The sequence below is a fragment of the Pseudomonas sp. S2_A05 genome, assembly GCF_054668485.1.
Genome location: NZ_CP162775.1, coordinates 2,387,720 through 2,408,301, shown reverse-complemented (window position 1 = coordinate 2,408,301; position 20,582 = coordinate 2,387,720). Strand labels below are relative to the sequence as shown.

Sequence of the window (20,582 nt, the reverse complement as noted above, 5' to 3'; positions counted from 1 at the left end):
AGTGGCCCCGTTTGCGCGGTGGCCACTTTTTTTATGCTTTTTTATTTATGGAAATTCTCTGTGGGAGCGAGCCTGCTCGCGAATGCGGTCTGACATTCGATATTGTCATCGTCTGACCTGACGCATTCGCGAGCAGGCTCGCTCCCACAGGGTTTTACGTAACCCAGCTATTCAGGAGTTTTTCATGCAACGCATCGACCACGTTCTGCCCTGGAGCCACTTGGGCAGCGAGCGCTCCCTCAGCGTGTTCCGCTACGGCGCCGGCAGCCGCAAGGTGTATATCCAGGCCAGCCTGCACGCTGATGAACTGCCGGGCATGCGTACCGCGTGGGAACTCAAGCTGCGCCTGAACGAACTGGAACGGCAGGGCCGTTTGCAGGGCGTTATCGAACTGGTGCCGGTGGCCAATCCGATCGGCCTGGATCAGCATCTGCAAGGCAATCACATGGGCCGCTTCGAATTGGGCAGTGGCAAGAACTTCAACCGCGCGTTCGTCGAGCTCAGCGCCCCGGTGGCGGCACTGGTTGGCGAGTGTCTGGGCGCGGATGCCGAGGCCAACGTCGCGCTGATTCGCCAGGCCATGGCTCAAGTCTTCGAAGAATTGCCGGCGCCGGCCTCGCAACTGGAGGCCTTGCACCGCTTGTTGCTGCGCCACGCGTGCGACGCCGACATCACCCTCGATCTGCATTGCGACTTCGACGCTGCGATTCACCTCTATGCGCTGCCGCAACACTGGCCGCAGTGGCAATCGCTGGCGGCGCGGCTGAAGGCGGGCGTGGCATTGCTTTGCGAAGACTCCGGTGGCAGCTCGTTCGATGAGTCCTGCTCGACGCCATGGTTGCGTCTGGCCAAAGCATTCCCGCACGCGGCGATTCCGGCGGCGAATCTGGCGACGACGCTGGAGCTGGGCAGCATGGGCGACACCCGCGTCGATCAGGCTCAGGCCAACTGCGAAGCGATTCTGGGCTTTCTCGCCGAGCAGGGTTTCATCAGCGGTGAGTGGCCGGCGGCGCCGAGCGAATGTTGTGAAGGTCTGCCGTTCGAAGGCACCGAATACCTGTTCGCCCCGCACCATGGCGTGGTCAGTTTCTTGCGCAATGCCGGCGAGTGGGTAGAGCAGGGCGATGCGCTGTTCGAGGTTGTTGACCCGTTGCAGGATCGCGTGACCACCGTGCGCGCCGGCACCAGCGGTGTGCTGTTCGCGATTGATCGCGGGCGTTATACCGAGCCGGGGATCTGGCAGGCGAAAGTGGCGGGGCGGGTGCCTTTTAGAACCGGGAAGCTCACCAACGACTGATGGCTCTTCGCTGAATTTGCTGACCCCATCGCTGGCAAGCCAGCTCCCACAGGGTTGCGGTTGATCCCAGATTTTGTAGACGCCGTAATTCTTGTGGGAGCTGGCTTGCCAGCGATAGCGGCATCAGCCGCACCACAAAATTTGGATCCTCAGCCGAGAATGTTAGGCTCCCCCGCGAACCCGACACTCTGTGAAGGAACGCTGCAATGCTGAAATTGTTCGCCCTGCTGACCCTGCTCGCATCCACCGCCGTTCACGCGCAAACCACCCTGCAATCCGATCTGCCACTCAAGTACCTCGAACAGGTCCACGCCGACGCTGAACCACGTCCGCTGGTGATTTTCCTGCACGGTTACGGCAGTAACGAGGCCGATCTGATCGGCATGAAATTTCAGCTGCCGGCGCAGTACAACTACCTTTCCGTGCGCGCGCCGATGACGTTGGGTGAAGGACGTTTCCAGTGGTTTCGCAAGAAAGGTGAAGGCGCCTACAACGGCGAGACCGATGATCTGAAGGTCAGCGGCCAGAAGCTGCGCGACTTTATCGCCCAGGCGGCGAAGAAATATCACGCCGCGCCGGACAAGGTGTACCTGATCGGCTTCAGCCAGGGCGCGATGATGAGCTACGAAGTGGGCCTGCGCGCGCCAGCGGTCGTGGGCGGGTTTGCCGCGTTGAGCGGGCGCTTGTTGCCGGTGCTCCAAGCCGAACTCAAGCCTGGGCAAGCGCCGCTGCCGCTGCGCATTTTTATCGGCCATGGCACCGCTGATGATCCGGTGCCTTACCGTCACGGCACCGAGGCCAACGCGCTATTGCAGAAACTCGATTACCAGCCCGAGTTTCACGCTTATCCGGGCGTCGGCCACAGCATCAGTGCGGCCGAATTGCGCGATCTGAATGGCTGGTTGCAGCGGCTCAATCCTTGACGATGGCTTTGATCAAGGCATCGTGAGCTTTCTTGTCGCTGGCGCGGGAAATCACCTGCACCAGCGCCATCTTCGTCCCCGAGCCGGCCAGCAGCGTGGTGTTCAGGGTTTGGCCACCGCCCTGAGTGGCGGTGCTGTCAACCTGACGCAGCCCCAGGCCGGTGCCTTTCTGGGTCAGGCTTTTCTCGCTGAGCTTGTTGAAGTCCGGCAGGGCCTTGCGCTGATCGTCGATGAAACTCGACACGCTGCCGTCGAGAAACTCACCGTCGTTGTCCTTGACGTTCTGCCCTGCGGGAATCTGGTTTTCGGCGGCGATGACCACGGTCTTGGTGGTCTGGTTGGTGTACATCGTGCCCTTGGCACCGCTCGGGCTGGCGGGCAGCGGGTCGGCGACAAAGCCTTTGGGCAGGACAAAGGCAAACTTACCGTCGAGCAGCGAGACCTTCTCGGTTTTGACTTTTTCCTTGGCGGCGTGCGCGTTGATCGCGGCGAAACCAGCGACGGCCGCCAGCATCAGGACGACGGCTTTTTGCTCAACAATGACATGTGAATCTCCGGTGAATGGTCGCGCGAGGCGGGCGATCATCCCACGGAGCGTGCCGGCCGTTCCAGCGCGATTCGTCCGGGCGGTTATTGCGCTTGCGCCTTGGCCACTGGCCGCGCCAGCAGACGCCGGGTCACCCCGAGCATCGCCACCGACACTGCCACTCCCACTGCGAAGCCGCTGAGGCCCATGGTCGGCAGCGTCAAGGCCGACACCAGGCAGAACGCCGAGAACGAATACATGCCGGTCGCCGTTGCGCGTAATAACGCAGCGGTAAACGCCGGGCCGCGGGTTTGTTGCGAGAACACCGCCATGACGCTGCCGAGCACCGGGAACACCGCGAGAAGGCCGCTCCAGCGTTCGCCGACGGTGCTGGCGAGCATCGTCACCACCAGCGTCAGCGCCGCACCGGCGATCATCCGCCAGATCAGTTTGTCCGATTTCGGTGCTGGCCCGTGCAACACCGGCTGCACCTCGGGGAACAGATAAGGCGAAGCGAGCAGTGCCACCGCTGCCGCAATCACCGAGAACGGTAAGGACGCCGGGATCACCGACAAGACCGCCGCCAGCGCGGCCCAAACCGCCAGTGAAATGGTCAACGCCCACGGCCAGTTCGCCCGCTGCGCCACCTGCGCATAAGTGATGCAGAAAGCGATCATCGCGAACATTGCCGACAGCGCCGCCACCGCCGATTGCGCGGCAAACTGCGGCCCTTGTTCAATCGCCAGAAAGAACAGAATCGGCCCGACCACTACCGGCAATCCTGACAGCCACCCGGCCACGCTCGGCCCCCAACGTTTGCCTGCCAGGGAAATCAGCAGGAGAAAACCGGGTATCAGCAGCAGTTTGAGGATCAGCACGCGGGTGTCTCCATCGGGTCAGGATGAGCCACGTTAGCACTGCCGATTAAAGATTGCTGCCTATGTTCGCAGTTTTTGTATACAAAAATTCAGGCGCGAATCCGGCTATGCTTTGATCATCAGAATGCAGCGGAGACGATACGGCGATGAACAGAACACCCAAGCTCGTACGTGGCTGTTGTGGCATCGGCTTGTGGGCACTGTTGCTGACGCCGACGTGGGCCAATTGGCAGGACGCTGTGCCAGGGGCGCAAATCATCGGCAGTGGCGATTTCAGCGTGTTCGGCTTCGATTTTTACAGCGCGCGGTTGTGGAGTGCCGTGCGGCCTCTGGCGGACGGCCAGCCGTTTGCTCTGGAGCTGATCTACCGGCGCAACATCTCGCGAGACGATCTGGTCAGCACCAGCGTCGATGAGATCAAACGCCTGGCCGGTCCCCGGGTCACTTCAGCGCAATTGGCCGGCTGGCAGGCGCAGATGCAGCAATCCTTTGTCGACGTTCAGGCCGGCACGCGGATTACCGGCGTGTATCTGCCGGGGCAGGGCGCGCGGTTTTTTGTCGGGCAGAAGCTCCAGCATGAGATCGAGGATCCGCAGTTTGCCAAGGCGTTTTTCGATATCTGGCTGGATCCGCGAACACGCAGTCCCGAGTTGCGCGAGCAGTTGCTGGGGGTGAACCCATAGGTTCAGTGATCTTTGCGCTTCAAGGCATCAGGCGAAACGACTAAGCTGCCGGGCTCCCGTTTTTGTTTCTGGATGTGTGCGTGAAATTCAGTCTGCCCAAAATCGCCACCGCGCCGTTTTGCCCGCCGGAAGTGGCTGGCAGTGTTGCGGTTGATCCGACTGCCTCGTTCTTCAAACGTGTGCTGCGTTTCGCCGGTCCCGGTTTGCTGGTGTCGATCGGCTACATGGACCCGGGCAACTGGGCGACCGCGATCGAGGCCGGTTCGCGTTTTGGCTACAACCTGTTGTTCGTCGTGTTGCTGGCCAGTCTGGCCGGTATGGTGGTGCAGTGCCTGTGCTCGCGGTTGGGCATCGCCACCGGGCGCGATCTGGCGCAGCTGTCCCGCGAGCGCTACAGCACGCCGACCGCGCGCCTGCAATGGATACTGGCGGAGATCTCGATCATCGCCACCGACCTCGCCGAAGTGCTTGGCTGCGCTCTCGCATTTCACTTGCTGCTCGGTTGCTCGCTGACCTTCGGCATCGCTCTGACGGCTTTCGACACGCTGCTGGTGCTGGCCCTGCAGAACCGGGGATTCCGTCGTCTCGAAGCGATCATGCTGGTGCTGGTCGCGACCATCGGTGTTTGTTTTTTCGTCGAATTGTTGTTGATCAAACCGTACTGGCCAGACGTGGCGCTGGGCTTCAAACCCTCGCTGTCCGCCATCAGCGATGCCGCGCCGCTGTATCTGGCCATTGGCATCCTCGGCGCCACAGTGATGCCGCATAACCTTTACCTGCACACCTCGATCGTGCAGACGCGGATGATCGGCAAGGACCTGGCGAGCAAGCAGGACGCGGTGAAACTCGCGCGTATCGACACCATTGGTTCGCTGGCCCTGGCGCTGCTGGTCAACGCGGCGATCCTGATTCTCGCGGCGGCGGCGTTTCACCAGTCCGGACACACCGATGTGGTCGATATTCAGGACGCGTATCACCTGCTCGACCCGCTGGTTGGCGGTGCGCTGGCCAGTGTGCTGTTCGGCGTGGCGCTGCTCGCGTCGGGGCAAAGTTCGACCTTCACCGGGACCATCGCCGGGCAGGTCATCATGGAGGGCTATCTGAACCTGCGCATCCCGTGCTGGCAGCGGCGTTTGATCACTCGCGGGCTGGCGCTGATTCCGGCGTTCATCGGCGTCTGGCTCATGGGCGATAACGCGATCGGCAAGTTGCTGGTGTTGAGCCAGGTGGTGTTGAGTCTGCAGTTGCCGTTTGCCCTGTTCCCACTGATCCGCATGACCAACGACAAACGGCTGATGGGGCCGTTTGTGAATCGCTGGCCCACGCGGGTGCTGGCCTGGGGGCTGTTCGTGTTGATCAGCGGGGCGAACAGCTGGTTGATATTGCAGTGGGCGGTTTGATCGCTGAGTTGCGGTGACTGGCAGGGCCTCTTCGCGAGCAGGCTCGCTCCCACAGGTTTTCGCGGGCGGCCACAATTCAGCTGGCCAGCCGACGAGGGGTCATCCATCAACTTGTTTCGCGGCGGGCGAGCCTATACTGTATATGCACACAGTAAAGAGTCCGTGCCATGCAAATCATCGACAAGCTCAGCATCCTCGCCGACGCCGCCAAGTACGACGCCTCCTGCGCCAGCAGTGGTGCGCCCAAGCGCAGCTCCGAGGGCAAGAGCGGGCTCGGTTCGACGGATGGCATGGGCATCTGTCACAGCTACACGCCGGACGGGCGCTGTGTGTCGTTGCTGAAAATCCTGCTGACTAACTTCTGCCTTTACGATTGCCAGTATTGCGTCAACCGCCGTTCCAGCGATGTGCCGCGTGCGCGCTTCACCCCGGAAGAAGTCGTGACGCTGACCATGGATTTCTACCGGCGCAACTGCGTCAGCGGCCTGTTTCTCAGCTCCGGGATCATCCGCTCGGCGGACTACACCATGGAGCAACTGGTGCGCGTGGCGAAGTTGCTCCGTGAAGAGCATGAGTTTCGCGGCTACATCCATTTGAAGACCATTCCCGAAGCCGATCCTGCTTTGATCGAAGAAGCCGGGCGTTATGCCGACCGTCTCAGCGTCAACATTGAATTGCCCACCGATGCCAGCCTGCAGACGCTGGCGCCGGAGAAGGACATCACCTCGATCAAGCAAGCGATGAACACCATCTACACCGGCGTGCAAACAGTGTTGAACGAGCCGCGCTCGGCGAAATTCGCCCCGGCCGGGCAGAGCACGCAATTGATCGTCGGTGCCGATGACACCGACGACAGCACCATCCTCCAGAGCGCCCAGTCCCTGTACGGCAACTTCCGTTTGCGCCGGGTCTATTACTCGGCGTTCAGCCCGATCCCCGACAGCCCGAAAAGCGTACCGCTCGCCGCGCCTCCGCTGATGCGCGAGCACCGTTTGTATCAGGCTGATTTCCTCCTGCGCAGCTACGGCTACAGCGCTGACGAATTGCTTAAAGGCCCGGGCAATCTGGCGCTCGATATCGACCCGAAGCTGGCCTGGGCGCTGGAAAATCGCGAAGTGTTTCCGCTGGACCTGAACCGTGCCGACGCGACGTTGATCGCGCGCATCCCCGGCATCGGCTTGCGCACCACCGAGCGCCTGGTCGAGTTGCGTCGCCAGCGCCGCATCCGTTACGAAGACGTGGCGCGGATGCGCTGCGTGCTGGCCAAGGCGAAGCCTTTCATCATCACCAGCGATTACCACCCGCAACAGGCGGAAGTCACCAGCCACATGCTCTATCAGCAATTGCGCGACCGACCGATGCCGCAGCAGATGGGGTTGTGGGGATGATCAGTCTCGATTGTGACGATCTGTTCGACACATGGCGCCAGCAGGCGCGCTGGTTGCTCAGCCATGAAATCGATCCGAGTCTGGTGAGCTGGGCGGCGGAAGGGGCGGGCGATCTGTTTGCCAGTGATGAACAGGTGCCCGAAGGGCAGGGGCCGTTTCAGGCGCGTATTCCCCGCGCGCTGCTCGCCACCCTTGAGCAAGCGGCGCGCTATCGCGGCGAACAGCGCTGGAGCCTGTTGTATGAAGTGCTCTGGCGCGTCAGTCACGGCGACCGCACGGCGATGATGGCCGGCGACAAACTCGGCAGCGAGTTGCAGCGGCGCATCAAGCAGGTCAGCCGCGAGGCCCATCATCTGCATGCATTCGTGCGTTTCATCGAGCGGTCGAAGGATCTGCCCGGTCCACAATACGTGGCGTGGCATGAGCCGGCGCATGACATTCTGCACAGCGCCAGCGAGCACTTTATCGGGCGCATGGGCCAGCATCGCTGGTTGATCGCCACACCGCGTGACGGCGTTTATTACGACGGTGAGCAATTGATTCACGAGCGGCAGTGCCCGATTGAGTGGCAGCAACTGGCGCAGAACGTCGACGATCCCCACGGCGATTTGTGGTTGACCTACTACAGCCACATCTTCAACCCGGCGCGGTTGAACCCGAAGGTCATGCAAGGGCATCTGCCGGTGCGGTTCTGGAAGAATCTGCCGGAGGGGGAGTTGATACCGGGATTGATCACCCAGGCGCGGATGGGCAAGCAACAGAATGGGCAGGCGAGCGGGATTGCTGATCGACTTGGTAAACGGATTGCCTTGAAGAGCGAAAAGCCTACCCTCACCCCAGCCCTCTCCCGGAGGGAGAGGGGGAGCCGACCGAGGTGTTCTTGCGAACTCCATCGACCTGAATGGCCGAGGTGAACGCGATTTTTGAAAAGCGCACAAGTCGGCTCCCTTTCCCCCTCGCCCCCTTGGGGGAGAGGGCTGGGGTGAGGGGGTGACGTTTTTCAATACGACACCAGAGCCCAGCCCTACAAAAAAGCCCCCCACCAATCACTCGGTGGAGGGCTTTGAGCATCAGCAGTCGTCAGATCAAACCTTGACGATCCAGCCCGCTGGCGCTTCGATGTCGCCGGTCTGCACGCCAGTCAGCTCTTTGTAGAGCTGCTGGGTTACCGGGCCTACCTCGGTTTCGCTGTGGAACACATGCAGGTGGTCGTTGTAGCTGATGCCGCCAATCGGCGTGATCACCGCAGCGGTACCGCAGGCACCGGCTTCCTTGAAGTCCGACAGCTTGTCGATCAGCACGTCGCCTTCAACCACTTCCAGGCCCAGACGCGATTTGGCCAGTTCGATCAGCGACAGGCGGGTGATGCCTGGCAGGACCGATGGCGAGTTCGGGGTGACGAACTTGTTGTCGTGGGTGATCCCGAAGAAGTTTGCCGAACCGACTTCTTCGATCTTGGTGTGGGTCATCGGATCGAGGTAGATCGCGTCGGCGAAGTTGGCTTTCTTGGCTTTCGAGCCCGGCATCAGGCTGGCAGCGTAGTTGCCACCGACCTTGGCCGCACCGGTGCCTTGCGGGGCCGCGCGGTCGTAGCTGGAGATCTGGAAGTTGTGCGGGGTCAGGCCGCCCTTGAAGTAGGCGCCGACCGGGATGCAGAAGATCGAGAAAATGAATTCGGGCGCGGTGCGTACGCCGATGTTGTCACCGACGCCGATCACGAACGGGCGCAGGTACAGCGCGCCGCCGGTGCCGTACGGCGGGATGAAACGCTCGTTGGCGCGAACCACGGCTTTGCAGGCTTCGATGAACTGCTCGGTGTCGACCGTCGGCATCAGCAGACGCGCGCAGCTGCGTTGCATGCGCAGGGCGTTCTGGTCCGGGCGGAACAGGTTGATCGAGCCGTCCTTGCAGCGATAGGCCTTCATGCCTTCGAAGCACTGCTGACCATAGTGAAGGGCGGTGGAGCCTTCGCTGATGTGCAGGACGTTATCTTCGGTCAGGGTGCCTTTGTCCCACTCGCCATCGCGAAAGTACGACAGATAGCGCTTGTCGGTCTTGATGTAGTCAAAACCCAGCTTGTCCCAATTGATGCTTTCGTTACCCATGACACCCTCTATCACTGAACAACCGCCGAAACGGTTCAAGGCTTCTGACGTTTTTTTGGATGGGCACAACAATACTTCATTCTTGAGCGGTTTCGCAGCCCGGACTATCGGATGACACTCAGATAAATAGTGTTGCCCTCAAGAATTCGCGAGCAGGCTCGCTCCCACATTTGAAATGCATTCCCATTGTGGGAGCGAGCCTGCTCGCGAAGGGGCCATCACTGCCACCGCACATCACAGATGCAGCGCATGCCCCAGCGCCCGCAACGCCGCTTCCTGCACCGCTTCGCCCAAGGTTGGGTGCGCATGAATGGTGCCGCCGATGTCTTCCAGTCGCGCGCCCATTTCCAGGCTCTGCGCAAAAGCCGTCGACAGTTCGGAAACCCCAACGCCCACCGCTTGCCAGCCGACAATCAGATGATTGTCGCGACGTGCGACCACGCGCACGAAGCCGCTTTTCGATTCCAGGGTCATCGCCCGGCCGTTGGCGGCGAACGGGAAGCTGGAAACGATGCAGTCCAGCCCGGCAGCCTTGGCCTCGTCTGGAGTTTTGCCGACCACCACCAGTTCCGGGTCGGTAAAGCACACGGCGGCGATGGCGGTCGGGTTGAACTCACGGCTCTTGCCACTGATCAGCTCGGCAACCATTTCGCCCTGAGCCATGGCGCGGTGGGCCAGCATCGGTTCGCCGCTCACATCGCCAATGGCGTAGACGTTGCGCATGCTGGTCTGGCAACGGCTGTCGTTCTTGATCGCCGAACCGTTCATGTCCAGATTCAGCGCTTCGAGATTAAATCCCTGCGTATTGGGTTTGCGGCCGACGGCAACCAGTACCTGATCGGTTTCCAGATTGAGGGTTTCGCCTTCGGGATCGCGCACCTGCAACGTGCCGTCGAAACCGAGCACGCTGTGCTTGAGGTACAGCTTCACGCCCAACTGCTTCAGCGCGTCGTGGACCGGTTGTGTCAGCTCCGCGTCATAGGCCGGCAGAATCCGGTCCTGCGCCTCGACCACGCTGACTTCGGCGCCGAGCTTGCGATAAGCGATGCCCAGCTCCAGGCCGATGTAACCACCGCCGACCACCACCAGACGTTTCGGCACAGACGTCGGTGCCAGCGCTTCGGTGGAGGAGATTATCGGCCCGCCAATCGGCAGGATCGGCAGGTTGACGCTGGTCGAACCGGTGGCCAGCACAAGATGTTCGCACTGGATGCGCGTATCGCCGACTTCCACGGTTTTGCCGTCGATGATTTTCGCCCAGCCATTGATGACCTGGACCTTGTTTTTCTTCAGCAGCGCGGCGACGCCAGTGGTCAGGCGATCAACGATGCCGTCCTTCCACTCGACGCTTTTGCTGATATCCAGGGTCGGCGCGGCAACGCTGATGCCGAGCGCCGAATGCTGGCTGTGATGCTGCGTCTGATGAAACTGCTCAGCCACATGAATCAGCGCTTTCGACGGAATGCAGCCGATATTCAGGCAGGTGCCGCCCAACGATTGGCCTTCGACCAGAATGGTCGGAATACCCAATTGCCCGGCGCGGATCGCGGTCACGTAACCGCCGGGGCCGCCGCCGATAATCAGCAGCGTGGTGTTCAGAGATTGCATTCGGGCTTACTCCACAAACAAGGTAGCGGGTTGTTCGAGCAAGCCACGAATGGCCTGAATGAAGAGCGCCGCGTCCATGCCGTCGACCACGCGGTGATCGAAGGAGCTGGAGAGGTTCATCATCTTGCGGATCACCACTTGGCCTTTGACCACCATTGGCCGTTCGACAATTTTGTTCACGCCGACAATGGCCACTTCCGGCAGGTTCAGCACCGGCGTGCTGACAATGCCGCCCAATGCGCCGAGGCTGGTCAGAGTGATGGTCGAACCGGACAGCTCATCGCGGCTGGCCTTGCCATTGCGCGCGGCGTTGGCCAAACGCGAAATTTCCGCGGCGCTGTCCCACAGGCTGCGCGCTTCGGCGTGACGCACGACGGGCACCATCAGGCCGACATCGCTTTGCGTGGCGACGCCGACATGCACCGCACCGAGGCGAGTGATGACTTGCGCTTCGTCATCGTAACGGGCGTTCATCTGCGGGAAGTCGCGCAGGGCGACGACCAGCGCGCGAACGAGGAACGGCAACAAGGTCAACTTGCCACGGCTGGCGCCATGTTTTTCATTCAGATGCGCGCGCAGTTCTTCGATTGCGGTGACGTCGATTTCCTCGACATAACTGAAGTGCGCGGCACGCTGAGTAGCATCTTGCATGCGCTGGGCGATCTTGCGGCGCATGCCGATCACTTGAATCTGTTCTTCGTCGTGGCGCTGGGCATAAGCGGCAGCGGCCGGCGCCGAAGCGTTCGACTGACCTTGCGCCAGATAGGCTTCAAGGTCTTCGTGCAACACGCGACCGGCCGGGCCGGAACCGCGCACCAAGCGCAATTGAATGCCCAGATCCAGCGCATGTTTGCGCACGGCTGGCGAGGCTAGCGGGCGTTCATCCGCTTCGCGAGCGACCATCGGGCCCTGGCAAACGGCAGCCGGACGTGGTGCGGCGGCTGCGGCGGGTTTGCTTTCGACAGCGGTCTCAACTTTCGGCGCAACCGGTGCTTCTTTGACCGGCGCGGGTGCGGCGGACTCTTTAAGGTTGCCAGCACCTTCAACCTCGATGCTGATCAACACACTGCCAACCGCCATGACTTCACCCGGCTGACCACCGAGCGCAATCACTTTCCCGTGCACCGGCGACGGAATATCGACCATCGCCTTGTCGGTCATCACATCCGCCAGCACCTGGTCTTCAACCACCAGATCGCCAACCTTGACGTGCCACTGCGACAGTTCTACTTCTGCGATGCCTTCGCCGATGTCCGGCATCTTGATAACGTGCGTGCCCATTCAGACCTCCATGACCCGTTTCAACGCCGCGCCCACGCGGGACGGCCCTGGGAAATACGCCCACTCCTGCGCGTGCGGGTAGGGCGTGTCCCAACCGGTGACGCGTTCGATCGGCGCTTCCAGGTGATGGAAGCAATGCTCTTGCACCAGCGACACCAGCTCGGCGCCGAAACCGCAGGTACGGGTGGCTTCGTGAACCACCACGCAGCGGCCGGTTTTCTTCACCGACTTGACGATGGTTTCCAGGTCCAGCGGCCACAGGCTGCGCAGGTCGATGACTTCGGCATCGACGCCGGATTCTTCGGCAGCGACTTGCGAGACGTAGACGGTGGTGCCGTAGGTCAGCACGGTCACGTCCTTGCCCGGGCGAGTGATCGCGGCGACGTCCAGCGGCACGGTGTAGTAACCGTCCGGCACCTGGGCTTGCGGGTGTTTCGACCACGGGGTTACCGGGCGGTCGTGGTGGCCGTCGAACGGGCCGTTGTACAGGCGTTTCGGCTCAAGGAAGATCACCGGGTCATCGTTTTCGATGGAGGCGATCAGCAGGCCTTTGGCGTCGTACGGGTTGGACGGCATGACCGTGCGCAGACCGCAGACCTGAGTGAACATCGCCTCGATGCTCTGGCTGTGGGTCTGGCCGCCGTAGATGCCGCCGCCGCAAGGCATGCGCAGGGTCATCGGTGCGGTGAATTCGCCAGCCGAGCGATAACGCAGACGCGCCGCTTCGGAAATGATCTGGTCGGAGGCGGGGTAGACGTAGTCGGCGAACTGGATTTCGGCGACCGGGCGCAGTCCGTAAGCGCCCATGCCGACAGCCACGCCGACGATGCCGCTTTCCGAAATCGGTGCGTCGAACACCCGCGAGGTGCCGTACTTCGTCTGCAGGCCTTCGGTGCAGCGGAACACACCGCCGAAGTAACCGACGTCCTGGCCGAAGACGACGACGTTGTCATCACGCTCAAGCATCACATCCATGGCCGAGCGCAGGGCCTGGATCATGGTCATGGTGGTCGTGGTCATGGCGGTTTCCAACTGAATATTGTTGTTGTGATCGTTCATGTCAGATCCCCAACTGCTGACGCTGGCGCTTCAAGTGCTCCGGCATCTCTTTGTAGACGTCTTCGAACATGGTCGCGGCGCTTGGAATCTGACCGCCGGCGAGGGTGCCGTACTGTTCGGCCTGTTTCTGCGCGGCAATCACTTCGGCTTCAAGTTCAGCGCTGACGGCGGTGTGCTCTTCCTCCGACCAGTGACCGACCTTGATCAGGTGCTGTTTCAGACGCGCGATCGGATCGCCGAGCGGGAAGTGGGTCCAGTCATCGGCAGGGCGGTATTTCGATGGGTCGTCGGAGGTCGAGTGCGGGCCGGCGCGGTAGGTGACCCATTCGATCATGGTCGGGCCGAGGTTGCGCCGGGCGCGTTCGGCAGCCCAGGCGGAAGCGGCGTAGACCGCGTAGAAGTCGTTGCCGTCGACACGCAGCGAGGCGATGCCGCAACCGACGCCGCGTCCGGCGAAAGTCGTGGCTTCACCGCCGGCTATGGCCTGGAAGGTGGAAATCGCCCACTGGTTATTCACGACATTGAGGATCACCGGCGCGCGATAAACGTGGGCGAAGGTGAGGGCGGTGTGGAAGTCCGATTCGGCGGTGGCGCCGTCACCGATCCACGCCGAGGCGATTTTCGTATCGCCCTTGATCGCCGAGGCCATGCCCCAACCGACGCCCTGAATGAATTGGGTGGCGAGGTTGCCGGAAATGGTGAAGAAGCCAGCGTCCTTGACCGAGTACATGATCGGCAACTGGCGGCCCTTGAGCGGATCGCGCTCGTTGGACAGCAACTGGCAGATCAGGTCGACCAGCGGCACCTCGCGGGCCATGAGAATGCTTTGCTGGCGGTAGGTCGGGAAGCACATGTCGTCGATGTTCAGCGCCAGAGCCTGAGCGCTGCCGATGGCTTCCTCGCCAAGGCTCTGCATGTAGAACGACATCTTTTTCTGCCGCTGGGCGACGACCATGCGGTTGTCGTAGATGCGCGTCTTGAGCATCGCGCGCATGCCTTTGCGCAGGATCTCGACCGGCACGTTTTCGGCCCACGGGCCGAGGGCGTTGCCCTGATCGTCAAGCACGCGAATCAGGCCACGGGCGAGGTCGGCGGTATCGGCAGGTTCTACATCGACAGGAGGTTTGCGCACCGTACCGGCATCGGTCAAATGCAGGTAGGAAAAATCGGTTTTGCAGCCGGGACGGCCCGAGGGTTCAGGGACGTGCAGGCGCAGCGGTTCATACGCTTGGGTCATGGCTTCTACGCTCGATCTTGTGAATTTCTTGTAGTGAGCTGGCAGTCATTCCCGGGTAGGGGAAATCTTGTCCTACAACAATCATAGGCGTGGCCAAGAAGAATATTTCTCTGTGTTTCGTTGCGCTGGCGACCATTTGCAGATAGAAATTCTGCATAAACATAAAAAACAGGTGGTTTTGTCTCATGCGCAAACTGGACCGTACCGACATCGGCATTCTCAACAGCCTTCAAGAGAACGCGCGGATCACCAATGCCGACCTCGCCCGTTCGGTGAACCTGTCGCCGACGCCATGCTTCAACCGGGTCAAGGCCATGGAAGAATTGGGTCTGATTCGCGAGCAGGTCACGTTGCTGGATGCCGATCTGCTGGGGCTGCATGTGAATGTGTTCATTCACGTCAGCCTGGAAAAGCAGGTGGAGGAAGCGCTGCAGCACTTCGAGGAGGCGATTTCTGATCGGCCGGAGGTGATGGAGTGCTACTTGATGGCGGGTGATCCGGATTATCTGATTCGCGTGCTGGTGCCGAGCATCCAGTCGCTGGAACGCTTCATGATGGATTTTCTGACCAAGGTGCCGGGGGTGGCGAACATCCGATCGAGCTTTGCGCTGAAGCAGGTGCGTTATAAGACCGCGTTGCCGTTGCCTGCGAACGGTTTGACGTTGGGGACGTGAAGATCAAAACATCGCAGCCTTCGGCAGCTCCTACAGTTGCACCGTATTCCAAATGTAGGAGCTGCCGAAGGCTGCGATCTTTTGACGTTAAAGTTTGTTGAGCGGAATCTTCAGGTAAACCACGCCGTTGTCTTCCGCCGTCGGCATATTCCCCGCCCGTACATTCACCTGGATCGCCGGGAGCAGCAACGTCGGCATGCCTAACCCAGCGTCACGTGTCGTGCGCATCTCCACGAACGCCGCTTCATCGATCCCGTCATGCACATGAATATTGCTTTTGCGCTGTTCGCCGACAGTGGTCTGGCACTGCGAGGCGCGGCCTTCGGTGGGTAATCGTGGCAAACGTAAAGCTTCACGCTCGCCGGAAAAGCCAACAGCTTCTGGATCGACTTGAACAATTGCTGCGCATTGCCGCCAGGGAAATCACAGCGCGCGGTGCCGACATCGGGCATGAACAGCGTGTCACCAACCAGGATCTGCTCGCCGTCGACCAGGTAGGCCATGTCCGCTGGCGTATGGCCGGGGACGTGCAGGGCGGTGGCCTTGAGGTTGCCGATCATGAATGACTCGTTCGGCGCGAACAGGTGATCGAACTGCGAGCCATCGACGCAAAATTCCGGCTCCAGATTGAACAGCGCCTTGAACACATTCTGCACTTTGCTGATCGATTCACCTATGGCGATCTTGCCGCCCAGTTCTCGACGCAGGTACGGCGCGGCAGACAGGTGATCGGCGTGGGCGTGGGTTTCCAGTAGCCATTGCACTTGCAGCCGATGCACACGCACGAAAGCGATGATCTTGTCCGCCTGCGCCGTGCCGGTGCGCCCGGCGGCGCCATCGTAATCGAGCACCGGGTCGACGATCGCGCACTGGCCGCCGTCGGCTTCGTAGACCACGTAGCTGTAGGTCGAGGAGGCGGGGTCGAGGAACGCTTCAATCAGGGCGGGCATGGCGAAAACCTGTGCTGGGTAATTTCGGGTTGCAACACTTTATGTAAAAACATAATGTTCGCAGCTTAAGTGACCTTCAAGGCCTCGTGCAAATGCAATCCAGTCTGACCGAATGTGAAGTCGCCCAACTGCGCGCCTCGGCGTCCAAAGCCTGCGCGTTGCTCAAAGCCCTGGCCAATGAGGATCGCCTGTTGATCCTCTGTCAACTGACCCAGGGCGAACGCAACGTCGGCGAACTGGAAAAAATGACCGGCGTACGCCAGCCGACGCTGTCCCAGCAACTGGGCATCTTGCGCGATGAAGGCCTGGTCGCGACCCGCCGCGAAGGCAAATACATTTTCTATGGCCTGGCCAGTCACGAAGTGATCCAGGTGATGAAAACCCTCTCGGGGCTGTATTGCGGAGCGGTACTCAAGAGCTGGGAACAGCCATAAATGCCAGCCCTCACAAACATCTCCTGTGGGAGCGAGCCTGCTCGCGAAGGCGGCGTGTCAGCCGACGAATAGTTGACTGAGCCACCGCTTTCGCGAGCAGGCTCGCTCCCACATTGGTTGTTGTGGTGAGCCAAAAAAATCCTTGCGTGCAGCAAAAGGAACAAGCAATGAACGATCAACACTGGGGCCTATCCATCAGTGCGGACATCGTGGTCATCGGCGGTGGCACGGCCGGCATCGGTTTTGTCGCCAGCCTGCTCAAGCGTGACCCGCAGCTCAAAGTCACCGTGATCGAACCGAGTTCACAGCACTACTATCAACCGGCGTGGACGCTGGTCGGCGGTGGCGCGTTTGACGTGAAGGACACGGTCAGGCCGATGAGCAAAGTCATGCCGCGTCAGGCGACGTGGATTCAGGCCAGTGTCAGCGCTATCGACCCGCAAAGCCGCCAACTCACCCTCGACGACCAGCGCACCGTCAGATATCAGAACCTGATCGTCTGCCCCGGCCTGCGCCTGGCCTGGGAGAAAATCGAAGGCTTGCGGGAAAGCCTCGGTCAGCACGGCGTCACCTCCAACTACAGCTATCAACACGCCCAGTACACCTGGGATCAAGTGCAGAAACTGCGCGATGGCCGGGCGCTGTTCACCCAGCCGGCGATGCCGATCAAATGCGCCGGCGCGCCGCAAAAAGCCCTGTACCTGTCTTGCGATTACTGGCGCAAATCCGCTGTGCTGAAAGACATCAAGGTTGAATTCAATCTCGCTGGCGCTGCGCTGTTTGGCGTGCCGACCTTCGTGCCGCCGTTGATGAAGTACATCGAACAGTACGACGCGCAACTGGCGTTCAACTCGAATCTGGTCAAAGTCGACGGCCCGGCGAAAACCGCCTGGTTTGACGTCAAGGACGCCGATGGCAATGTCAGCCGGGTCGCGAAAACCTTCGACCTGCTGCACGTCGTGCCGCCACAAGTCGCGCCGGATTTCATCTCACAAAGTGCGCTGGCCGATGCCGGCGGTTGGTGCGAGGTCGATCCGCACAGCCTGCAGCATCCGCGTTATCCAGACGTGTTCGCACTGGGCGATATCTGCGGCACCAGCAATGCGAAAACTGCCGCAGCGGTGCGCAAGCAGGTGGTCGTCGTTGCGCAAAATCTGCTGGCCGCGCGCAAACAACAGCCGCTGCCGCTCAAGTACGACGGCTACGGTTCCTGCCCGCTGACGGTGGAGAAGGGCAAGGTGATCCTCGCCGAGTTCGGCTATGGCGGCAAACTGCTGCCGACCTTCCCGCTGGACCCGACCGTGGCCCGCCGTTCGGCATGGTGGCTGAAGGCGACGCTGCTGCCGTGGTTCTACTGGCACGGCATGCTCAAGGGCCGCGAGTGGCTGACGCGTCTGTCCAGGATCGACTGAGAAAACCCCTATGTTGCTGGCAAGTCTGTTTGGCGTGGTGATGGGGTTGGTCCTCGGCCTGACCGGTGCGGGCGGCGGGATTCTCGCGGTGCCGGCGCTGGTGCTCGGGCTCGGCTGGACGATGACGCAAGCGGCGCCGGTGGCCTTGTTTGCGGTCGGCAGCGCGGCAGCGGTCGGTGCGATCGATGGTTTGCGCCATGGCCTGGTGCGTTACCGCGCGGCGCTGTTGATCGCCGCGTTGGGCGCAGTGTTTTCGCCGCTGGGGATCTACTTCGCGCATCAGTTGCCGGAAAAGATTCTGATGATTCTGTTCAGCCTGCTGATGGTCCTGGTCGCCTGGCGAATGTTCAGAAAGGACCGTCAGCAAGCGGGGCCGAGCGATCACGGCCACGCCAGTTGGGGCCAGAAAAACTGCATGCTCAACGAGCAGACCGGGCGCTTCGACTGGACCGCCAAATGCACCGCCACTCTGGCTGCACTGGGCGCGATTACCGGCGTGGTTTCGGGTTTACTCGGCGTCGGCGGCGGCTTTCTGATCGTGCCGGCGTTCAAGCAACTGACCGATGTGCAGATGCGCGGCATCGTTGCGACGTCGTTGATGGTGATCAGTCTGATTTCCGCGATCGGGGTGATCGGCGCGTTTCATGCGGGGGTGCGTATCGACAGTCAGGGCGCGGCGTTCATCGTTGCCAGCATCGTTGGCATGATCGTCGGTCGCAGGCTGTGCGCGCAGGTGCCGGCGCGGGCGTTGCAGGTGGGGTTTGCCAGTGTCTGTCTGGTGGTGGCGGGGTACATGCTGGTGCGGGCGTGAAGATCAACAGATCGCAGCCTCGTTGCACTCGACAGCTCCCACAGGGGTATGCGATTCCTGCAGGAGCTGCGATCTTTTCAGCGGGTTACAACACCAGGTGCGGCAGCCACAGCGAAATCGCTGGAACGTAGGTCACCAGCAGCAGCACCAGGAACAGCACGCCATAGAACGGCAGCAGCGCTTTTACGGTGCTTTCGATACTGACCTTGCCCACCGCCGAGCCGACGAAGAGCACGGCGCCCACCGGCGGTGTTATCAATCCGATCCCCAGGTTGACCAGCATGATCATGCCGAACTGCACCGGATCGACACCGATGCCCATGATCACTGGCATCAGGATCGGCGTGAGGATCAGAATCAGCGGCGCCATGTCCATCACCGTGCCCAACAGCAGCAACATCACGTTGATGCACATCAGGATCACGTAACGGTTGTCCGACAGGGTCAGGAACAGCGTGGTGATCTTCGCCGGGATCTGCATCAGGGTCATGATATAGCCGAAGCTGGCGGCGAAACCGATCAGGATCATCACAATGGAGATGGTGCGCACCGTGCGGTGCATCAGCTTGGGCAGTTCGCTCCATTTGTAGTCGCGGTAGATGAACATGGTCACGAAGAATGACCAAAGTACCGCGATGGCCGCCGATTCAGTGGCGGTGAAAATCCCTGAGAGAATGCCGCCGAGGATGATCACCATCGCCATCATGCCCCACAGGGCTTCGCCGACGATCTTCAGCGCCTGGCGCATCGGAATCACTTCGCCCTTGGGGTAGTTGCGCTTTTTCGCGAAGATCAGGCACAGCACCATCAGGCAGGCGCTCATCAGCAGGCCCGGGACGATGCCGGCCATGAACAGCGAAGCGATCGACACCGTACCGCCAGCGGCCAGCGAGTAGAGCACCGAGTTATGGCTTGGCGGGGTCAGCAGGGCTTGCACCGAACCGCTGACGGTCACGGCGGTGGAGAAGTCCCGTGGATAGCCCTTGCGTTCCATTTCCGGGATCAGCACCGAGCCTACCGACGCGGTGTCGGCCACCGAAGAACCGGAGATCGCGCCGAAGAACGTCGAGGCAACGATGTTGACCAGTGACAGGCCACCACGGACGAAACCTACCAGCACGCCGGCACACGCCACCAACCGCCGGGACATGCCGCCCTCGGCCATGATCGCGCCGGCCAGGACGAAGAACGGAATGGCCAGCAGCGAGAATTTGTTCACCCCCGAGGCGACCTGGATCATCACCGCCTGGAATGGAATGTCGATCCACCAAGCGCCGATCAGCGCAGCGGCGCCCAACGCGTAGGCGACCGGCATGCCGATCAGGATCAATACGATAAAACTGCCCAGCAGAATCAGAGCGTCCATTAAGCGGCACCTTCACTTTCTTCAACCAGGTCGAACTGCACGACCCGCCGTTTGCTCTGGTCACCGAGCAAGAGTTTTTCCAGAACAAAAATCAGCGTCAGCAGGCCGCCCACGGGGATCGGCAAATACGTTACGCCAACGCGCAGATCGGGCAGGGCGGCCATGAACTGGTTCCAGGTGGAGATGCACAGCTTGGTGCCCCAGATGGTCATGAAGATGCAGATTGCCGCCATCAGCAGTTGCGAAAAAATCGCTGCTGCGGATTTCAGCTGCGGTGGCATGCGGTCGGTGAGCATGGCCACGGCCATGTGCGCACCGGCGCGGTAACTGGCGGCGGCGCCGATGAAGGTGAACACCATCATCAGCAGGATCGCCGTCGGCTCTGGCCAGCTGGAGCCGGTGCCGAGCACGTAGCGGGCGAAGACGCCCCAGGGAATCATCAGGGAAATCGCCAGGACGGAAAGGCCGGCGACCCAGATGCACGTCATGTAGATCTTGTCGTTGATACGCAGCAGCAGATTCTTCATCGGGTTCCACCGTAACCGGGCGC

At 61.1% G+C, this 20,582-nt stretch carries 18 protein-coding genes and 2 pseudogenes; 10 read left to right on the top strand and 10 right to left on the bottom strand.

Annotated elements, in window-relative coordinates; genetic code table 11:
* Positions 1 to 184: 184 nt before the first annotated feature.
* Positions 185 to 1,297 (top strand): succinylglutamate desuccinylase/aspartoacylase family protein, encoded by a 1,113-nt coding sequence (locus AB4O12_RS10960; RefSeq protein WP_460061877.1) that lies wholly within the window; start codon positions 185 to 187, stop codon positions 1,295 to 1,297.
* A 206-nt stretch (positions 1,298 to 1,503) separates the two neighbouring features.
* Positions 1,504 to 2,220: an alpha/beta hydrolase gene (locus AB4O12_RS10955; protein WP_460061875.1), complete on the top strand. Its 717-nt coding sequence runs from the start codon at positions 1,504 to 1,506 to the stop codon at positions 2,218 to 2,220.
* Here AB4O12_RS10955 and AB4O12_RS10950 read toward each other — a convergent pair.
* Both AB4O12_RS10950 and AB4O12_RS10945 read right to left on the bottom strand, forming a co-directional pair.
* Positions 2,210 to 2,806, bottom strand: a complete 597-nt coding sequence (locus tag AB4O12_RS10950; RefSeq protein ID WP_460061872.1) for a DcrB/PsbP domain-containing protein — start codon at positions 2,804 to 2,806, stop codon at positions 2,210 to 2,212. The genes AB4O12_RS10955 and AB4O12_RS10950 overlap by 11 nt on opposite strands.
* Positions 2,807 to 2,850: 44 nt before the next feature.
* The gene (locus AB4O12_RS10945) at positions 2,851 to 3,624 is read right to left on the bottom strand and encodes a hypothetical protein (protein WP_460061870.1); all 774 of its coding nucleotides are present in this window, start codon (positions 3,622 to 3,624) and stop codon (positions 2,851 to 2,853) included.
* Between the two features lie 146 nt (positions 3,625 to 3,770).
* Here AB4O12_RS10945 and AB4O12_RS10940 point away from each other — a divergent pair, with 146 nt between their 5' ends.
* The 4 genes and pseudogenes from AB4O12_RS10940 to AB4O12_RS10925 form a co-directional block, all read left to right on the top strand.
* Positions 3,771 to 4,307 carry a chalcone isomerase family protein gene (locus AB4O12_RS10940; protein WP_460061868.1) on the top strand — a complete coding sequence of 179 codons (537 nt, stop codon included), beginning with the start codon at positions 3,771 to 3,773 and terminating at the stop codon, positions 4,305 to 4,307.
* A gap of 80 nt (positions 4,308 to 4,387) precedes the next feature.
* Positions 4,388 to 5,707, top strand: coding sequence for an Nramp family divalent metal transporter (locus tag AB4O12_RS10935; protein WP_150741104.1), 1,320 nt, complete (start codon positions 4,388 to 4,390; stop codon positions 5,705 to 5,707).
* Positions 5,708 to 5,874: 167 nt separating this feature from the next.
* Positions 5,875 to 7,095 (top strand): putative DNA modification/repair radical SAM protein, encoded by a 1,221-nt coding sequence (locus AB4O12_RS10930; RefSeq protein WP_252882244.1) that lies wholly within the window; start codon positions 5,875 to 5,877, stop codon positions 7,093 to 7,095.
* Positions 7,092 to 7,910: pseudogene (locus AB4O12_RS10925) on the top strand (TIGR03915 family putative DNA repair protein); the annotation flags it as partial. The gene AB4O12_RS10930 and the pseudogene AB4O12_RS10925, both read left to right, overlap by 4 nt.
* A gap of 270 nt (positions 7,911 to 8,180) precedes the next feature.
* Here AB4O12_RS10925 and AB4O12_RS10920 read toward each other — a convergent pair.
* The 5 genes from AB4O12_RS10920 to AB4O12_RS10900 all read right to left on the bottom strand — a co-directional run bounded on the left by AB4O12_RS10920 (position 8,181) and on the right by AB4O12_RS10900 (position 14,385).
* Positions 8,181 to 9,200 (bottom strand): branched-chain amino acid aminotransferase, encoded by a 1,020-nt coding sequence (locus tag AB4O12_RS10920; RefSeq protein WP_016775201.1) that lies wholly within the window; start codon positions 9,198 to 9,200, stop codon positions 8,181 to 8,183.
* Positions 9,201 to 9,434: 234 nt separating this feature from the next.
* On the bottom strand, positions 9,435 to 10,808 hold the full coding sequence (lpdA, locus tag AB4O12_RS10915; RefSeq protein WP_460061864.1) for a dihydrolipoyl dehydrogenase: 1,374 nt from the start codon (positions 10,806 to 10,808) through the stop codon (positions 9,435 to 9,437).
* Positions 10,809 to 10,814: 6 nt separating this feature from the next.
* A complete protein-coding gene (locus AB4O12_RS10910; RefSeq protein ID WP_056789044.1) occupies positions 10,815 to 12,089 on the bottom strand; it encodes a dihydrolipoamide acetyltransferase family protein in 1,275 nt (424 codons plus the stop codon).
* On the bottom strand, positions 12,090 to 13,148 hold the full coding sequence (locus AB4O12_RS10905) for an alpha-ketoacid dehydrogenase subunit beta (RefSeq protein ID WP_003224000.1): 1,059 nt from the start codon (positions 13,146 to 13,148) through the stop codon (positions 12,090 to 12,092). It abuts the gene before it with no gap.
* Position 13,149: 1 nt separating this feature from the next.
* Positions 13,150 to 14,385 carry a thiamine pyrophosphate-dependent enzyme gene (locus tag AB4O12_RS10900; protein WP_460061862.1) on the bottom strand — a complete coding sequence of 412 codons (1,236 nt, stop codon included), beginning with the start codon at positions 14,383 to 14,385 and terminating at the stop codon, positions 13,150 to 13,152.
* 185 nt (positions 14,386 to 14,570) lie between these two features.
* On the opposite strand from AB4O12_RS10900, the gene bkdR reads away from it, so the two are divergent.
* Positions 14,571 to 15,059, top strand: a complete 489-nt coding sequence (bkdR, locus tag AB4O12_RS10895; RefSeq protein WP_039762201.1) for a Bkd operon transcriptional regulator BkdR — start codon at positions 14,571 to 14,573, stop codon at positions 15,057 to 15,059.
* Positions 15,060 to 15,146: 87 nt separating this feature from the next.
* On the opposite strand, the pseudogene AB4O12_RS10890 reads toward bkdR, so the two are convergent.
* Positions 15,147 to 16,009: pseudogene (locus tag AB4O12_RS10890) on the bottom strand (MBL fold metallo-hydrolase).
* Positions 16,010 to 16,101: 92 nt separating this feature from the next.
* Here AB4O12_RS10890 and AB4O12_RS10885 point away from each other — a divergent pair.
* The 3 genes from AB4O12_RS10885 (at position 16,102) to AB4O12_RS10875 (ending at position 18,666) form a co-directional block, all read left to right on the top strand.
* Positions 16,102 to 16,443, top strand: coding sequence for an ArsR/SmtB family transcription factor (locus AB4O12_RS10885; RefSeq protein ID WP_016775194.1), 342 nt, complete (start codon positions 16,102 to 16,104; stop codon positions 16,441 to 16,443).
* A gap of 167 nt (positions 16,444 to 16,610) precedes the next feature.
* Positions 16,611 to 17,855 (top strand): NAD(P)/FAD-dependent oxidoreductase, encoded by a 1,245-nt coding sequence (locus AB4O12_RS10880; protein WP_460061859.1) that lies wholly within the window; start codon positions 16,611 to 16,613, stop codon positions 17,853 to 17,855.
* Between the two features lie 10 nt (positions 17,856 to 17,865).
* Complete coding sequence (locus AB4O12_RS10875; RefSeq protein WP_150634990.1) at positions 17,866 to 18,666, top strand: sulfite exporter TauE/SafE family protein; 801 nt, start codon at positions 17,866 to 17,868, stop codon at positions 18,664 to 18,666.
* A gap of 85 nt (positions 18,667 to 18,751) precedes the next feature.
* On the opposite strand, the gene AB4O12_RS10870 is transcribed toward AB4O12_RS10875, so the two are convergent.
* On the bottom strand, positions 18,752 to 20,032 hold the full coding sequence (locus AB4O12_RS10870) for a TRAP transporter large permease (RefSeq protein ID WP_016775191.1): 1,281 nt from the start codon (positions 20,030 to 20,032) through the stop codon (positions 18,752 to 18,754).
* The gene (locus tag AB4O12_RS10865) at positions 20,032 to 20,559 is read right to left on the bottom strand and encodes a TRAP transporter small permease (RefSeq protein WP_056789065.1); all 528 of its coding nucleotides are present in this window, start codon (positions 20,557 to 20,559) and stop codon (positions 20,032 to 20,034) included. The genes AB4O12_RS10870 and AB4O12_RS10865 overlap by 1 nt, the downstream gene beginning before the upstream one ends.
* Positions 20,560 to 20,582: the final 23 nt, after the last annotated feature.

What these genes read in the sequence shown, in the direction of transcription:
- AB4O12_RS10960 (WP_460061877.1), top strand. Translation starts at nt 185, where the DNA reads ATGCAACGCATCGACCACGTTCTGCCCTGGAGCCACTTGGGCAGCGAG.
- AB4O12_RS10955 (WP_460061875.1), top strand. Translation starts at nt 1,504, where the DNA reads ATGCTGAAATTGTTCGCCCTGCTGACCCTGCTCGCATCCACCGCCGTT.
- AB4O12_RS10950 (WP_460061872.1), bottom strand. Translation starts at nt 2,806, where the DNA reads ATGATCGCCCGCCTCGCGCGACCATTCACCGGAGATTCACATGTCATT.
- AB4O12_RS10940 (WP_460061868.1), top strand. Translation starts at nt 3,771, where the DNA reads ATGAACAGAACACCCAAGCTCGTACGTGGCTGTTGTGGCATCGGCTTG.
- AB4O12_RS10930 (WP_252882244.1), top strand. Translation starts at nt 5,875, where the DNA reads ATGCAAATCATCGACAAGCTCAGCATCCTCGCCGACGCCGCCAAGTAC.
- AB4O12_RS10920 (WP_016775201.1), bottom strand. Translation starts at nt 9,200, where the DNA reads ATGGGTAACGAAAGCATCAATTGGGACAAGCTGGGTTTTGACTACATC.
- lpdA (WP_460061864.1), bottom strand. Translation starts at nt 10,808, where the DNA reads ATGCAATCTCTGAACACCACGCTGCTGATTATCGGCGGCGGCCCCGGC.
- AB4O12_RS10910 (WP_056789044.1), bottom strand. Translation starts at nt 12,089, where the DNA reads ATGGGCACGCACGTTATCAAGATGCCGGACATCGGCGAAGGCATCGCA.
- AB4O12_RS10905 (WP_003224000.1), bottom strand. Translation starts at nt 13,148, where the DNA reads ATGAACGATCACAACAACAATATTCAGTTGGAAACCGCCATGACCACG.
- AB4O12_RS10900 (WP_460061862.1), bottom strand. Translation starts at nt 14,385, where the DNA reads ATGACCCAAGCGTATGAACCGCTGCGCCTGCACGTCCCTGAACCCTCG.
- bkdR (WP_039762201.1), top strand. Translation starts at nt 14,571, where the DNA reads ATGCGCAAACTGGACCGTACCGACATCGGCATTCTCAACAGCCTTCAA.
- AB4O12_RS10885 (WP_016775194.1), top strand. Translation starts at nt 16,102, where the DNA reads ATGCAATCCAGTCTGACCGAATGTGAAGTCGCCCAACTGCGCGCCTCG.
- AB4O12_RS10880 (WP_460061859.1), top strand. Translation starts at nt 16,611, where the DNA reads ATGAACGATCAACACTGGGGCCTATCCATCAGTGCGGACATCGTGGTC.
- AB4O12_RS10875 (WP_150634990.1), top strand. Translation starts at nt 17,866, where the DNA reads ATGTTGCTGGCAAGTCTGTTTGGCGTGGTGATGGGGTTGGTCCTCGGC.
- AB4O12_RS10870 (WP_016775191.1), bottom strand. Translation starts at nt 20,032, where the DNA reads ATGGACGCTCTGATTCTGCTGGGCAGTTTTATCGTATTGATCCTGATC.
- AB4O12_RS10865 (WP_056789065.1), bottom strand. Translation starts at nt 20,559, where the DNA reads ATGAAGAATCTGCTGCTGCGTATCAACGACAAGATCTACATGACGTGC.